A 14,540-nucleotide genomic window follows, 5' to 3' on the forward strand; every position below is an offset into this window, starting at 1 on the left:
TATGAAGTTGTACATCTATTTCAGAGGTGTATAAAAGTTGAGACAACTAGAGATTGAGTAATATCATATCGTAATACTCATCTCCAAGATCGTTAGTGCAGCCATAATCTATGAGGTAATACTTGTTATCTATTATTCCCCAAGAACGAGGTGTAAATATATCATTTGAATAAAGAAGAAATCTATCTATAAGTTCATGCATATCATTAAGCATATTTTTTTGTTTTAATATCACCATGAAATCGGAGCGAGTAATTTTTAATAAACTTTTTAAGGGTATGGCTCTTTTCATTATTAGTATTTTAGGAGAATAATAAATAATGGGACATAGATAATTTTTTAGATGTTTATTTGAATGTGAATAAACATAGTTTTCAACAAAATTTTGATAATAGCCATCATCATTTTTTGCAACTTTTAAAACATAGTTATCATCTAAAGCATAGACTTTGCGAGCTATTCCTTCTCCGAGAAATGTATATTTATTCTCAAAATCTTTAAAAGAAAGTGTATATAAATATTTCATAATTTTTCTTATGTTATTCATTATTTATCCTCCAAGTAGTTTGTTTTCTATTATTATGTTATGGTAATATTTATATTGAGTTACAGTAAACTTACATTTTTATTTTGACAAATATAATGAATAGAACTATTATATGAATACAGATTGTTATATTAAGTTGATAATACTTTTAGGTACATAAGAAAGTTTATATATAAGTTTTAAATTTTAAAAAAAGTATTGAAATTCATATGGTTTTTAGATGTAAAGATACACAACTTTAATCCTTAAATAATTTACTAGCGACTATAACTAAAATGTAGATTATTATATAAATAATCTAATGGAGGTGTCTTATGGAACGTTTATTAATAATTGATGGAAATAGTTTGATGAATAGAGCCTTTTATGCGTTGCCACTCTTGTCCACTAGTGAAGGAATATATACAAATGCAGTATATGGATTTACTAATATGCTTTTAAAGGTGAAGGATGAAATAAAACCTAATTACATAGTGGCATCTTTTGATAGAAAAGCTCCTACTTTTAGACATGTAGAGTATGAAGATTATAAGGCTGGAAGAAAAAAGATGCCTCCAGAACTGGCAGAGCAATTTCCAATAGTGAAGGAAATGCTTAGCCTTTTTGACATAAACATATATGAACTGGATGGATTTGAAGCAGATGATATAATAGGAACTTTAGCAAAATATGCAGAAAGAAATAATATAGAGATTTACATAGTAACAGGAGATAGAGATGCTCTTCAGCTTGCTTCTGACAATATTAAAATTATATTCACTAAAAAAGGTGTAACAGAGAAAGAAATATATGATAAAAAGAGAATGATAGATGAGTATGGTGTTACACCAGCTCAATTTATAGATGTAAAAGGTCTCATGGGAGATAAATCTGATAATATACCAGGGGTTCCAGGAATAGGGGAAAAGACAGCATATAAACTTATTCAAACCTATGGGAGTATTGAAGAGGTCTTGAAAAATGTTGAAGATATAAGTGGAAAAAAGTTAAAGGAAAATCTTATTGGGTATAGTGACCAGGCAATCTTTTCAAAGAGATTGGCTACAATAAAAACGGATGTTCCTTTAGAATTTAATTTAGAGGAGATACGGTCTAAGGACAATTTGGATAAGCAAGGATTAAAAAAGTTATTTTTAAAACTTCAGATGAAATCTCTTGTTGAGAAATTAGGAAATGATATAGAGGAAGATAAGCAAGAAGAAAGTCCTATTGATTTTAAATATATAGATGATGAGGAAACTCTTAAAACTTTGATAGGAACTATTAATCAAGGTTCAATTTTTATAACATTTAAACTGAAAAATATTGAGCTTTATTCAACACTTTCAATTCAAACTATATACTTAACTTATGAGGATAAAAACTATATAATAAGTTTTGAGAAGTTTTTAGAAAATAAAGAAGTAGTAAAGATACTTAAAGATTTTTTCGAAAATGATAATGTTAAAAAGGTAGGTCATGATATTAAAAATTCACTAACAGCTCTAAGAAAATTGGGCATAGATCTTAGAGGATTAGTTTTTGATACAGCAATTGCTGCATATTTAATTGACTCTTCAAAGGGAGCATATTCACTTGTAACTCTTATTAACGAATATATAGGTCAAGATCCTAAGGGTAATGAAGAAGAATTAAATATTAAGCTTAATTTTTATCTTAAAGATATTTATAGACTTCTTGAGAAAAAAATAGAAGAAGCAGATATGAGTACATTATTCTATGAAGTAGAATTACCTTTAACGGAAGTGCTTTCTTCAATGGAGGAACTAGGCTTTAAGGTAAATAAAGATATGCTAGATGAGCTTTCTGAAAAGTTTAAGAGTGAAATTAATAAAACTCAGAGTGAAATCTATGCGTTATCAGATGAGGAGTTTAATATAAATTCACCTAAACAACTAGGAAAGATACTTTTTGAAAAATTAGATTTGCCTGTGGTAAAGAAAACAAAGACAGGATACTCAACTAATGTAGAAGTATTAGAAAAGCTTCAAGACAAGCATCCAATCATAAGCAAAATTATCTATTATAGACAGATTACAAAACTATTTTCAACTTATATTGAAGGATTAAAATCAGTTATTGATAAAGATGGATGTATACATTCTAATTTCAATCAAACAGTGACAACTACGGGAAGATTATCATCAACTGAACCTAATCTTCAGAATATACCTATCAAGTATGAAATGGGAAGAGAGATAAGAAAGGTATTTATTTCTAGAGAAATGGATAATGTTATACTTTCAGCTGACTATTCACAGATTGAGTTAAGAGTGCTTGCTCACATAGCTGAGGATCAAAATATGATTGATGCTTTTAAGCATGATTTAGATATTCATACTAAAACTGCATCAGAAGTCTTTAAGGTTCCATTAGAGGACGTTACTTCTTTAATGAGAAGTAGAGCTAAGGCAGTTAATTTTGGTATAGTCTATGGTATTAGTGATTTCAGTCTTGCTCAGGACTTAAATATAACTAAAAAGGAAGCCAAAGAGTATATGGATATTTATTTTGAAAGATATCCTAAGATTAAAGAATATATGGATAAAGTTATAGAAACTGCAAAAAATAGCGGATATGTTACCACCACCTTGAATAGAAGAAGATTTATACCTGAAGTAACCTCCTCTAACAAAATAGTAAAAGCATTAGGAGAACGACTTGCAATGAACGCACCTATACAGGGAAGTGCTGCAGATATAATAAAGATTGCCATGGTACATGTATATAACCAACTTAGAACAAGGAAGCTTAAGAGTAAACTAATTCTTCAGGTTCATGATGAACTTATTTTAGATGTAGTGCAAGAAGAACTTGAAGAAGTAAAATCTATGGTTAAAGAGCAAATGGAGAATGTAATTAATCTTCAGGTACCTTTAGAAGTCGATGTGAATATAGGTAAGACATGGTATGAAGCTAAATAAGGGGGCATATCAATGATAAAAGTTGGATTAACAGGAGGAATTGGATCTGGAAAGAGCACTGTTTCGAAGATGTTTCAAAGTGCTGGATTGCCAATAATTGATGCTGATTTAATAGCTAGAGAGGTATTAGACAAATATCCTGAAATTCTTGAAAAAGTAAGAAATGAATTTGGTGATGGTTTCTTTGATTGGAGAGGACAGTTTAAACGCAGAGAATTTGGTAATCACATTTTTAGATTCCCTAAGCAGAGAGTTAAGTATGAGAATATAATAATGCCATATATTAAAAAAGAGATAAATGATATATTTAGCTTATACAGTAAAAAAAGTGAATCTGTTGTTATCTTGGATGCACCAACTTTAATTGAAAACAATATGCATGAAGAAATGGATTATGTTATTGTTATTTCAGTTGATTACAATACTCAGCTTGCAAGGTTAAAGACAAGGGATAAACTTACTCAATCAGAAGCCTTAAGTAGAATAAATTCACAGCTTCCTTTAGAAAAAAAATTAGAGTATGCTAATTTTATTATAGACAATAATTTAAGTATTATAAAAACAAAAGAGCAAGTGGATGATATTACTGCAATTTTACGTTTATATAAATAATAAGTTTTGTGGGAGTGGGAGATGAAGATAAGGAGAGTACTTGTCGCTGTATTGATGATTTTATTATCAGTATTTACGACAAAGTGGATTTTGTATAATATTATGTATCCATACGAGTATAAGGAATTCATAGATAAGCATAGTAAAGAATATAATTTAGATCCTTTATTTGTATTGTCAGTGATAAAAGCAGAAAGTAATTTTGACTCGAATGCTAAATCTTATAAGGATGCACATGGTCTAATGCAAATAACGGACGATACTGCCAAGTGGGCATCAAAAGAAATGGAAATAGAAGATTATGATGTTTCTATGCTTATGGACCCTGAGTTTAATATAAGGATGGGATGCTGGTATATTGATAATCTTTATAAAGAATTTAATAATTTTGATTTAGTACTTGCTGCTTATAATGGTGGTAGAGGAAATGTAAATAAATGGCTTAATGATTATCAATATTCTAAAGATGGTAAAATGCTTGATTACATTCCTTTTAAGGAAACCGATAAATATGTTAAGAAAGTAAAGGTTAATTACAATATTTATAAATTTTTGTATAAGCAAAAATAATAATGTATAAAAATTGTTTCTATATGCTGTATTTGATGTAATTTGATAAAGTTAAATTTGACTAAAAGTTAATGGGCTTGATGCCTATTAACTTTTATTTTTAATAAACTAATTGATAATATATAAATTTATAATTTCTGAGTTTTTTAACATTTATATTTCGAATGATAAATAAAATAGAATATAATTATTTTTAGGAGGCTACTATGTATTCGTACTGTTCATATTGCTGGTATGCGCCATATTGTTCTTGCATGAATCAATGTCATCAATGTGCATCTAAGATTAGCAGATTTTATGATAACGATTTATTGCGACAAAAACCAGAAGAAATAGTGGATGACACGGAAAGAACAGAAGATTTTGAAGAATTAGAGATAACTGATGACCAGAATAAAGAGTTATTAAGAGCATCACAACAGGATGTAAATAGAATTTTAAATAAGTTTCTTCAAGAGAATAGGAATATTCTTCAAACCTTTAGAAGATACAATATACAACAACGGTTGGCCAGGTATTATTTAGGTGTTGTAGTTGGATATGTATTAGATAATGAAAGTACGATAAAGGTAGAGAATATAAATGTAAAAGTTAATAGGCTCCTTAACAGATTTCAAAGAACTAACTATCAACTAGTAGCAACTCTGTTAGGGGCAGGAATGCCTGTAAATATAATTAATAACATAACTAGAGAAACAATAAGATTTACTCTGAGAAATTTAGGGGAAACACCTAGTAAAATAGGTTGGAGCCAATGGGAAGACTTGGGTGGAGTAATAACCTCATCGCCAGGGGCATCCTCTTGGGGTCCTAATAGAATAGATGTGTTTGCTAGAAGACAAAATAATGCAATGTGGCATATTTATTGGAATGGTACGAGATGGAGTACTTGGGAAGACCTTGGGGGAGTATTAACATCAGGACCAGCAGCAGTATCATGGGGAAACAATAGAATTGATTGTTTTGTAAGAGGAACTGATAATGCAATGTATCATAAGTGGTGGGACGGCCAGAGATGGAATGAGTGGGAATCTCTCGGTGGTATTTTGACATCAGCACCAGCTGCTTCATCATGGGCTGTTAATAGAATCGATTGCTTTGTAAGAGGAACTGATAATGCAATGTATCATAAGTGGTGGGACGGTCAGAGATGGAATGAGTGGGAATCTCTTGGTGGAACTTTAACTTCAGCTCCTGCAGCAGTATCATGGGGAAACAATAGAATTGATTGTTTTGTAAGAGGCACTAATAATGCAATGTATCACAAATGGTGGGACGGTCAGAGATGGAGTAACTGGGAAAACTTAGGTGGATATTTGACATCAGCACCAGCAGCTTGCTCCACTGAGCCAAATATAATTCATTGTTTTGCTAAAGGAAGAAATAACGAGTTAATCTATAAGTTTTGGAATGGAAGGGTATGGAGTGATTGGGAGTCATTAGGTGGAAATCTTACGTCAGATCCAACAGCAGCCTCTTGGGGAAGAAATAGAATAGATGTATTTGCCAAAGGTGTCAATAATCATTTATGGCATATTTATAGGTAAGCTTACGAAATGTTATAAAGCTCAAACAACTATATTTCATATTAAAATAAATCCAGGATTCATATTAAAATGAACCTGGATTTATTCATATAAGTATGTACAATTGCAGCCAAATGATTTATAATTAAGTTAGATAGTTTACATTTAGTAAGTTTTTAACGTTACTAAGGAATTTGAAACTTGTACTTGACTGATTATTATGTTGTTGTTATAATATGATTTGTTCTAGGGGGATACCCTAGGTACATTAAACTAAAATTTAAATGTAATATAGTATAATATATATATGCGAGAGTGGCGGAATCGGCAGACGCGCACGTTTGAGGGGCGTGTGGGAGACCGTACGGGTTCAAGTCCCGTCTTTCGCACCAGAAATTTCTAAAATATTCGAGAGGCCCTATATTTTGAACCTACATTACAGCGAAGGGAGTTCAATATTTAGTTGCGGATATGTACTTTCTTGTGAGACCCTTAGATGGCATAGAAGGCGATAGAAGCAGTTGTGAGAACACCCACCTATCGAGAGATAGGTGTCAAAATTAGGGCGACGGTATTTTGGATTTTAAATGAAATTTAAAGAGAAGTAGAGATACTTCTCTTTTTATTTGCTGTCATTTTACAAAGTGAAATCTGATTTTGATGATATTTCTAAAGGTATCTAAGTTGAATAATGTTTTATTATTTTGAAATAATAAATATGAAAGATTTAGAACTCTACTATAAGAATAATCGGATATTATTTCTAATGCTAAAATTACTTGTAAGGAAGTGTTTGTATGAAAATAGAAGGTTTTTTTAGTAGTATTAAGACTGCAAATGAGACTGTTTCTAAGCTTAAGAGTGAAGGGTATAATGAAGTCTTTGTTGATATAAACGAGCATTATAATAATGCCTATTCAGAAAGAGGTCTTCTTGGAACAGAAAATATATCAAGTCTATCAGAGGCTGTTTTAGGATCAGGTAATAATAGAGGACAGGGAGTTAATTCACCTTTAGCTGCTGCAAGTCCAATGGTAAGTGGCATGGGCGGTTTTGAGGAAATAGCTAATATAAATTGCAAAGTCGTTGTTGAAGTAGGGAACAAAGATACTAAAACTGCTAAGAAGATAATAAGTGATATGGGTGGAGAGCTAGAGAATCTAAATACAAAAATCCCTAAAGGACTTGAGAACATAGGGGTTGAGGAACTGATATTAGGGAATATAGAAGAATAGGTTTAAATTTGGATTAAAAGACTATGTTATAAGATGCTGCTATGCAATTTATAATATAGTCTTTTTGTATTTTCCTAAAAGTCAGTATATTGACAGTATAAAAGAAACTAGAATATAATTAATTACATATATTGTATAATATGTTTAAATAATGAAATATATAGTCTAGAGAGAAGTAAATAGTAATATAATTAACATAGATAAAACATGTTTTAATTAAAAATATTTTTAGAGGTGATTGATTTGAAAAGAAAGATTTTCCTTGGAAGTATATTTATTATAGTAGGTATTGGGTTATTGCTTCAACAGATAGGATTTTGGGATTTTGGTCAAGTAATTTCTACTTGGTGGCCATTGATATTAATAGCTGTTGGAGTAGGAAACTTATTTGCAGATTCTGATTCTAAAACTCTGGGTATCATTTTAATACTATTAGGTGCATGGTTTCAAATGAGAGAACTTAATATAATTACGCATAGTATTATAAGGTATTTCTGGCCTTTACTAATTATAGCTATTGGTATTTCAATATTGTTACCAAGAGGTTCGAGAAACCTTGATTATAAATTTAGTGGAAAAGAAACTACTGAAGATTTAGTTGATAATATAACATTATTTTCGGGCGTAAAAACAAGAAATATTTCTAAAAACTTTAGAGGAGGAAGTTTGACTGCTATTTTTGGTGGTATTGATATGGATTTAAAAGATGCTAATATTTCAAGTGGTAATGCAAGCCTTAATATAACAGTTGCTTTTGGTGGAATAGATATAAGCGTACCTCCAGGTTGGAAGGTAGTGGTAAAGGGTATTCCTATCTTTGGTGGATGGTCAAATAAAACAAATAACATTAATTATGTTAATCTGGAAGGTCCAGTATTAACTATAAATTGTTTTGTAATTTTTGGAGGAGTGGATGTGAAAAATTAATAATTAAACATAGTATCTGAAAACCTTTATCTTATAAAGATATTGGATTTAGCTTAGTTGCTGCCATGTGGCGAAACAGGGGTGATGCCTGTTTATTTTTATTTGTCATCATTTGAAAAAGTGAAATTTGACTAAAAATGAATAGGTTTGATATCTATTCATTTTTATTTTTCTAGTCATGTTTATATTTTTTTAATAGTATAAATAAGTAGAATAACTATAGGAAGTGAACTTATGGTAAGGCACTTAGATTTTAGTACTAACTTTAGTGATGAGTTGGAAAAACTTTTTAAGAAAGCTGAATTTTTAGGTGAAGGGCATAATGGAATAGTATATCTTTTACCAGAAAATAAGATAATAAAGTTTTTTAGAGATAAGGAAATATGTGCTGATGAATACTATATACTCTACAAAGCACAAGGCTCCATTTTTTTTCCTAAGGTTTATGAGTATGGTGAATACTATATAGTAAGAGATTATGTAGGTGGTATTAGGTTAGACAAGTATGTTGAAAGAAAAGGATTAGATAGTTATTTGTGTAAAGCTTTGGTGGAAATGCTTGATGAATTTACAAAACTAGGTTTCACTAAAATAGACATTAGATGTAGAGATATTTATGTTCAGGATAATAAAAGTATTATAGTTATAGATCCGAAAAATAACTTTGATAAGAAAGTAAAATATCCTAGGCATTTGATGAAAGGCTTAAATAAGCTTGGTGTATTACAAATCTTTTTAAGTTATATAAAAGAAAAAGACAAGAGTAAATATGGTGCTTGGAAATATAGTATGGAAAAGTATTTGAAATATCGTGTAAAATAGAAGTGATAATTTCTAATAGATAAGGGAGCTTTTAACTAAAAACTCCCTTATCTGCTGCCATTTCACAAAGTGAAATCTAACTTAACCTAATCAGTTTTATCTATTATCTCTTATTTCTTTTAGAAGTTCTCGTATATCAGTGAGAAGGAGTGTTTCTTTTGAAGGTGTTATAACTTTTTCTTTCTCTTTTTGTTTCTTTTTGAATCTATTGATGAATTTAATAAAAATAAAAATTGAAAAAGAAATAATTAAGAAATCAATAACTGATTGTAGGAATTGACCATATTTAATTGAGAGTTCAGGTATCTTATTAGAACCTTCTCTTATTACTACTTTTAATTCTGTAAAATTTAATCCCCCAATCAAAAAACCAAGCATAGGCATAATTATATCATTAACTAAAGAGCTAACTATCTTACCGAATGCACCACCGATTATTACACCAATCGCTAAGTCTAATACATCACCTTTTACGGCAAAATCTTTGAATTCTTTCCACATTAGCAACATCCTTTCTACAGTAAGTCAAATTATTATTGATAGTTATTCAAAATATTAACATAGAACATAGAATACTGTCAAAAAAATGTTGATATTACTATACAATATAAATTAATATAGTGTATAGGAGGAAATTTCATGGATAAGAAAGATGTTTTAATAGATTCATTATATATAGATAATAAAAAAGTTATAAAGTTTTGGCCAATGTATATTATTTCTTTTGCTTTTCTTATTATTGCCTTTATTATAAGTGAAGAAATTGCAGATTACTTAGTAAGAATAATAAATATAATAATATGCTTTGGTGTTATGCTTATGACCGCGGCTACTTCAAAGTTTTCAAAATATAAACTTTTTATTTTTTCCGGAATATGCTTTTTTATTATAGGTCTTTTAAATAGTATTCATATCACTACAGTAACATCAGTGAATGAATATTTATACTACTCAGATTTGTATATACAAATAAAAAATTTAGCTGAAAGTCTATATTTATTTATGGCATTAAAACTCATCTATAATAATTATAGTAGTAGCAAAGCTTTGATGCAGTATGTTTTCTTGCTTTTATTTGCAGTAATTTTAATGCAAATGTCTATTTATTTTCATGTAAATGTTTTTGTTATAAGGATGTATATTTTAGCTATTATTTTAATTTTAGCTTCAATATCATTAATAAAATCATTAATAAATACCACCTCTGAGAACAATAAAATAAATTATTTCAGTATATTCATATCACTACTTGTTATAACATATTATTTAAATTTTATTAATTTATTTATATATAAGCCCTTTATTCAACTTATGATTGAGGAGTTTACATTTTTAGCTTATAGTATCATATACATTTCTCTTAGTGAAAAGTTATTGAACAAGCCTTATAAAACTATTTTTAATGATACTTATGAGAGAACTCTTCAACTTGAGGTATTAAATAGGGAAATATACTTAAAAAATAAGGAAATGGAAAATGGAAGGAAATATTTAAAAGAGAGAGAGACAGTATATAGAACACTTTTTAATAACATACCATTACCTATGGTTATTATTAATAACAATAATAAGAGAATTATTTATGCTAATAAACAATTTCTTTTTCTTTTTAGGCTGAAAAGTATAAAGGATGCTGTCAATAAATCTATACTAAATTTTCTTGTTATTAAGGAAAATACAACAGTTAAAGAAAATAACTGTTTAAATTATGAAGGAGAAGTGTCTATTGAAGAAAAACGTGTTGAATTAGAGATAAGAGAATTTATGTTAAATAATGAAACGCATGAATCAATGTTAATTTTTAAGGATATAACGGAGAAAAGAAGGATTGAAAGAATAAAGATTAATGTAGAGCAAAAAAAATTAGAAGAAAAAATGAGAAGTGACTTTTTATCAACCATTTCTCATGATTTAAAAACACCAATCAATGTCATCTATAGTGCTGCTCAATTAATTAAAATCTTTCTTGAAAATGATAATTATGAAACAATTAAAAAATATAACATTATTAATAAGGATAATTGTATGACGTTAATTAGATTAACTAATAATTTAATTGATAATTCTCAAATAAATTATGATTACCTGAAGCCTCAACTTGCAATTTTCAATATTGTAGAGATAATCGAAGATACAATAATGCATTTAGCTGAATATATAAAAAGTAAAGATTTAGATTTAATTTTCGATACAGAAGAAGAAGAATTATTAGTTTCATGTGATAAAGGTTTTATAGAAAGAATAATTTTAAATCTAATTTCTAATGCAGTAAAATATACAAAAAAGGGTTCTATATTTGTTAATATTACTTGTAATGATAGTAAGGTTTTTATTCAAGTAATTGACAGTGGAAAAGGAATAAGTAAAGAATATTTAGAAAATGCATTTAAGAAATATATGGTCACTGATAAAAGTAGAGTTACAACAGAAAAAAGTACTGGGTTAGGACTTTATGTTGTTAAAAGTTTAGTTGAACTTCAAGGGGGACAAGTCATTATAGAAAGTAATAAGGATAAAGGTACGAAAGTAGAACTTCAGTTTATGAAGGAGAAGGGCTATGAAAAATTTTAAAGATTACATTATGAATAATATGACCTGGATTTTAAGGATTTTTATTCCAGTGATTTTAGTAGTGATAATGTTCTATTCTACAAACAAAAATTTAATGCTGTATCACCAGTTTGTAGAAATATTATGTGTTACTCTTGGGGCCTCTTTAACGATAATTTCATTATCAAAGTACAATACTAAAATTAAGAATTTTTTTACATATGTAGGTATAGGCTATAGTGTAATATGTTTTATTGGTATTGTACATATAATGTCTTTAAACGGTAATAAACCGTATGAAAGTGTAGTAAGCTTTACAACAGTGACTTGGATATTAAGTAATTACTTTGAATATTGTATTATATTAATAGCCATTTTATGTCATAAATTAAGTATTAGCTATAAAAAAGTGATTTTATTTTATGGGGTTATAGGTATCTTAACAGGAATAATACTTAGTATTTCATATAGGAATTTTAAAAATGGAACTCCTTTTATAAATAGGTACTTGTTTATTAAAATAAACTATATTATACTATTTTGCTTATTTATTATATTAATATACGTAATTTTAACTTATAGAGGTCTTTCAAAAAGACAGAAAAAATATTTAATTTTATATGTAGCAACGATTTTCTTATACGAAAATATAGCTAAAATAGATTTTGTCGATACAACATATTCTAGTTACAATACAGCTGTTATGATTCATATTGCCAAATATATTGCATACTACATACTCTATGAGGCAATTGCAATATTTTTAGTAAAGAATACTTATGATAATATGTATGGTGAACTTATAGATATGGAGAAGTATAAGGAATATTATAATGAAATACTAAATCAAAGAATGAATATTCAGATGGAATTAAATACAATGATAGAAAAAAGTAAAGAAAAGTATGAAAATTTAATAAATTATATTTCTGATGCAGTCATTATTTTTGAAGACAGTAAAATTAAATATATAAATGAAGCTGCTATAAAAATTTTTGATTTATTAGATATATTAGATTTAGAATCTGTAAGCATACATGAATTTTTGGAATTACTTGATCCACCATCTATGGAAATGTCAGAGGAATATAGAGGAAGCTTAAGACATTACTGGAGTTTTATATTAACTAATGAAGCGGAACAAGAAAGAAAATATGAACTAAGATGTGAACATTTAAGTCAAGATATGTGGCTTGTTTTTATTAGAGATATGACAGAGATAGAAAGAATAAAGGCCTTAAAAGTTGAGTTAGAAAGTTATCTTCAAGAAGAAAAATTAAAAAGAGAGTTTTATACTAATATTTCTCATGAACTTAGAACTCCTATAAATGTTATTTTTTCAGCTCTACAGTTAAATGATTTATATATAAATGATAAAAATATAGTAGGATTAGAAAAAAACAATGCTAACATAAGGAAAAATTGTTTAAGATTAATTAGAACAATAAATAATTTTATTGATACAAATAAGATTTTGGAAGGATATCTTACACCGGATTTAAGATATCATAATATTGTAGAGTTAGTAGAAAATGTGGCTCAAGCAACAATAAAGTATTTAAACTTAGTAGGAATATCTTTAATTTTTGATTCAGTAGCAGAAGAAATTTATGTGAAATGTGATTATGAATTTATTGAAAGAATAATATTAAACTTGCTTTCTAATAGTGTTAAGTATGGAGAAAATGGAGGAAATATATGGGTAGATGTCTGTTTGGAAGAAGAGAATGTTGTTATTTATATAAAAAATGATTCTAAGCCTATTTCAACAGAAGAACAGCGGTATGTTTTCGAAAAATTTGCAAAATCAAGTAATGAACTTAGTGGAAGAAAAGAGGGCAGTGGATTAGGATTATATATTACAAAAGCTCTCATAGAACTTCAAAATGGTTCACTAGAATTAATCGTTACACATGCATTGAATAAATTTATAATAAAATTGCCTAAAGGTGAGGCAGATGAGTTTGAGTATTTGGGAAATAAACCAATATTAAACATTAATGAGTTAGAGGAAAAAGTAGACATAGAGTTTTCTGATATTTATATTTAAGTATTACTTTGCCATTCTTTATCCTGATTTGTTGCTATTTCGCAAAGGAAACCTGGCTAAAAGTGAATAGGTTCTATACCTATTCACTTTTATTTGGAGCTGAGCAGGCTCGGTAACTGCTCGGTTTCAAGATCCAATTCAGACATATTAACCTTAAGGAATACATAATTATATGGATAAGGAGGGATATATATGAACGTATTTAAAGTGAATAATAAGTATAATATTGGTGATCTAATTATTAGTCTTATAATAACTTTGGGTGGAGCAACGGTAATAGGATGGTTTACATCTAATTTATCTAAAACTCAATATAATGAACTTGTAAAACCAGTATTTGCACCTCCATCTTGGGTCTTTGAAGTTATTTGGCCTGTATTATATATTTTGATGTCAATAGCAGCTTATAGAATCTACCAACTTAAAAAACAAGGGGTAGACGTAGGTAATGCACTTAAGTTGTATGCAGTTCAACTAATTTTAAACTTTATATGGCCTTTTATTTTTTTTGCAAAAAAATTATATGGGATTTCTTTTATAGAGATTGTTATTTTATGGATGTTTATTTTATTAACCTTTCTTAAATTTTTAAAATTAGATAAGCGGGCAGGCTTATTACTTATACCGTATATTTTATGGGTTACATTTGCAGCAATACTAAACTTTTTCATATGGGCACTTAATGAAATGTAATTTAAGGGGTTTTATATAAGGTTTAGTTAAATATCGATTATAGGGTAGCAATGGTGCTTCTTTATAATTTGCTGTTATTTCACA

12 protein-coding genes, 1 tRNA gene and 1 other RNA gene are annotated in these 14,540 nt (G+C 28.4%); 12 read left to right on the forward strand and 2 right to left on the reverse strand.

Annotated elements, in window-relative coordinates; all coding sequences use genetic code 11:
• Positions 1-46 precede the first annotated feature (46 nt).
• Positions 47-547 carry a hypothetical protein gene (locus CPJCM30710_RS01600; protein ID WP_212902420.1) on the reverse strand — a complete coding sequence of 167 codons (501 nt, stop codon included), beginning with the start codon at positions 545-547 and terminating at the stop codon, positions 47-49.
• A 314-nt stretch (positions 548-861) separates the two neighbouring features.
• Between CPJCM30710_RS01600 and polA the strand changes: the two genes are divergently transcribed.
• From polA to CPJCM30710_RS01645, 9 genes are all read left to right on the forward strand, one after another.
• The gene (polA, locus tag CPJCM30710_RS01605) at positions 862-3,471 is read left to right on the forward strand and encodes a DNA polymerase I (protein ID WP_212902421.1); all 2,610 of its coding nucleotides are present in this window, start codon (positions 862-864) and stop codon (positions 3,469-3,471) included.
• Positions 3,472-3,483: 12 nt separating this feature from the next.
• On the forward strand, positions 3,484-4,083 hold the full coding sequence (coaE, locus tag CPJCM30710_RS01610; protein WP_212902422.1) for a dephospho-CoA kinase: 600 nt from the start codon (positions 3,484-3,486) through the stop codon (positions 4,081-4,083).
• Positions 4,084-4,104: 21 nt separating this feature from the next.
• Entirely contained in the window at positions 4,105-4,653 is a 549-nt protein-coding gene (locus tag CPJCM30710_RS01615; RefSeq protein WP_212902423.1) for a lytic transglycosylase domain-containing protein, read from the forward strand.
• 206 nt (positions 4,654-4,859) lie between these two features.
• Complete coding sequence (locus tag CPJCM30710_RS01620) at positions 4,860-6,200, forward strand: DUF346 domain-containing protein (RefSeq protein ID WP_212902424.1); 1,341 nt, start codon at positions 4,860-4,862, stop codon at positions 6,198-6,200.
• A 288-nt stretch (positions 6,201-6,488) separates the two neighbouring features.
• Positions 6,489-6,571 (forward strand) — tRNA-Leu (locus CPJCM30710_RS01625).
• 1 nt (position 6,572) lies between these two features.
• Positions 6,573-6,766, forward strand: a non-coding RNA gene (gene ssrS / locus CPJCM30710_RS01630) — 6S RNA.
• A 210-nt stretch (positions 6,767-6,976) separates the two neighbouring features.
• Positions 6,977-7,414: a hypothetical protein gene (locus CPJCM30710_RS01635; RefSeq protein WP_212902425.1), complete on the forward strand. Its 438-nt coding sequence runs from the start codon at positions 6,977-6,979 to the stop codon at positions 7,412-7,414.
• Between the two features lie 243 nt (positions 7,415-7,657).
• Complete coding sequence (locus tag CPJCM30710_RS01640; protein WP_212902426.1) at positions 7,658-8,341, forward strand: LiaF transmembrane domain-containing protein; 684 nt, start codon at positions 7,658-7,660, stop codon at positions 8,339-8,341.
• A gap of 234 nt (positions 8,342-8,575) precedes the next feature.
• Positions 8,576-9,163 carry a protein kinase gene (locus CPJCM30710_RS01645; RefSeq protein WP_212902427.1) on the forward strand — a complete coding sequence of 196 codons (588 nt, stop codon included), beginning with the start codon at positions 8,576-8,578 and terminating at the stop codon, positions 9,161-9,163.
• 96 nt (positions 9,164-9,259) lie between these two features.
• Here CPJCM30710_RS01645 and mscL read toward each other — a convergent pair whose 3' ends face one another.
• On the reverse strand, positions 9,260-9,664 hold the full coding sequence (mscL, locus tag CPJCM30710_RS01650) for a large-conductance mechanosensitive channel protein MscL (protein ID WP_212902428.1): 405 nt from the start codon (positions 9,662-9,664) through the stop codon (positions 9,260-9,262).
• A gap of 138 nt (positions 9,665-9,802) precedes the next feature.
• On the opposite strand from mscL, the gene CPJCM30710_RS01655 reads away from it, so the two are divergent.
• From CPJCM30710_RS01655 to CPJCM30710_RS01665, 3 genes are all read left to right on the forward strand, one after another.
• Complete coding sequence (locus CPJCM30710_RS01655; protein WP_212902429.1) at positions 9,803-11,734, forward strand: sensor histidine kinase; 1,932 nt, start codon at positions 9,803-9,805, stop codon at positions 11,732-11,734.
• The gene (locus CPJCM30710_RS01660) at positions 11,721-13,763 is read left to right on the forward strand and encodes a sensor histidine kinase (RefSeq protein WP_212902430.1); all 2,043 of its coding nucleotides are present in this window, start codon (positions 11,721-11,723) and stop codon (positions 13,761-13,763) included. The genes CPJCM30710_RS01655 and CPJCM30710_RS01660 overlap by 14 nt, the downstream gene beginning before the upstream one ends.
• Positions 13,764-13,955: 192 nt before the next feature.
• On the forward strand, positions 13,956-14,456 hold the full coding sequence (locus CPJCM30710_RS01665) for a TspO/MBR family protein (protein WP_212902431.1): 501 nt from the start codon (positions 13,956-13,958) through the stop codon (positions 14,454-14,456).
• The last annotated feature ends 84 nt before the right edge of the window (positions 14,457-14,540 follow it).

The organism is Clostridium polyendosporum, from assembly GCF_018332455.1.
In the GTDB taxonomy this organism is placed as follows: domain Bacteria; phylum Bacillota; class Clostridia; order Clostridiales; family Clostridiaceae; genus Clostridium_AY; species Clostridium_AY polyendosporum.

Coding starts and splice junctions, on each gene's coding strand:
- CPJCM30710_RS01600 (WP_212902420.1), bottom strand. CDS start 547: ATGAATAACATAAGAAAAATTATGAAATATTTATATACACTTTCTTTT.
- polA (WP_212902421.1), top strand. CDS start 862: ATGGAACGTTTATTAATAATTGATGGAAATAGTTTGATGAATAGAGCC.
- coaE (WP_212902422.1), top strand. CDS start 3,484: ATGATAAAAGTTGGATTAACAGGAGGAATTGGATCTGGAAAGAGCACT.
- CPJCM30710_RS01615 (WP_212902423.1), top strand. CDS start 4,105: ATGAAGATAAGGAGAGTACTTGTCGCTGTATTGATGATTTTATTATCA.
- CPJCM30710_RS01620 (WP_212902424.1), top strand. CDS start 4,860: ATGTATTCGTACTGTTCATATTGCTGGTATGCGCCATATTGTTCTTGC.
- CPJCM30710_RS01635 (WP_212902425.1), top strand. CDS start 6,977: ATGAAAATAGAAGGTTTTTTTAGTAGTATTAAGACTGCAAATGAGACT.
- CPJCM30710_RS01645 (WP_212902427.1), top strand. CDS start 8,576: ATGGTAAGGCACTTAGATTTTAGTACTAACTTTAGTGATGAGTTGGAA.
- mscL (WP_212902428.1), bottom strand. CDS start 9,664: ATGTGGAAAGAATTCAAAGATTTTGCCGTAAAAGGTGATGTATTAGAC.
- CPJCM30710_RS01655 (WP_212902429.1), top strand. CDS start 9,803: ATGGATAAGAAAGATGTTTTAATAGATTCATTATATATAGATAATAAA.
- CPJCM30710_RS01660 (WP_212902430.1), top strand. CDS start 11,721: ATGAAAAATTTTAAAGATTACATTATGAATAATATGACCTGGATTTTA.
- CPJCM30710_RS01665 (WP_212902431.1), top strand. CDS start 13,956: ATGAACGTATTTAAAGTGAATAATAAGTATAATATTGGTGATCTAATT.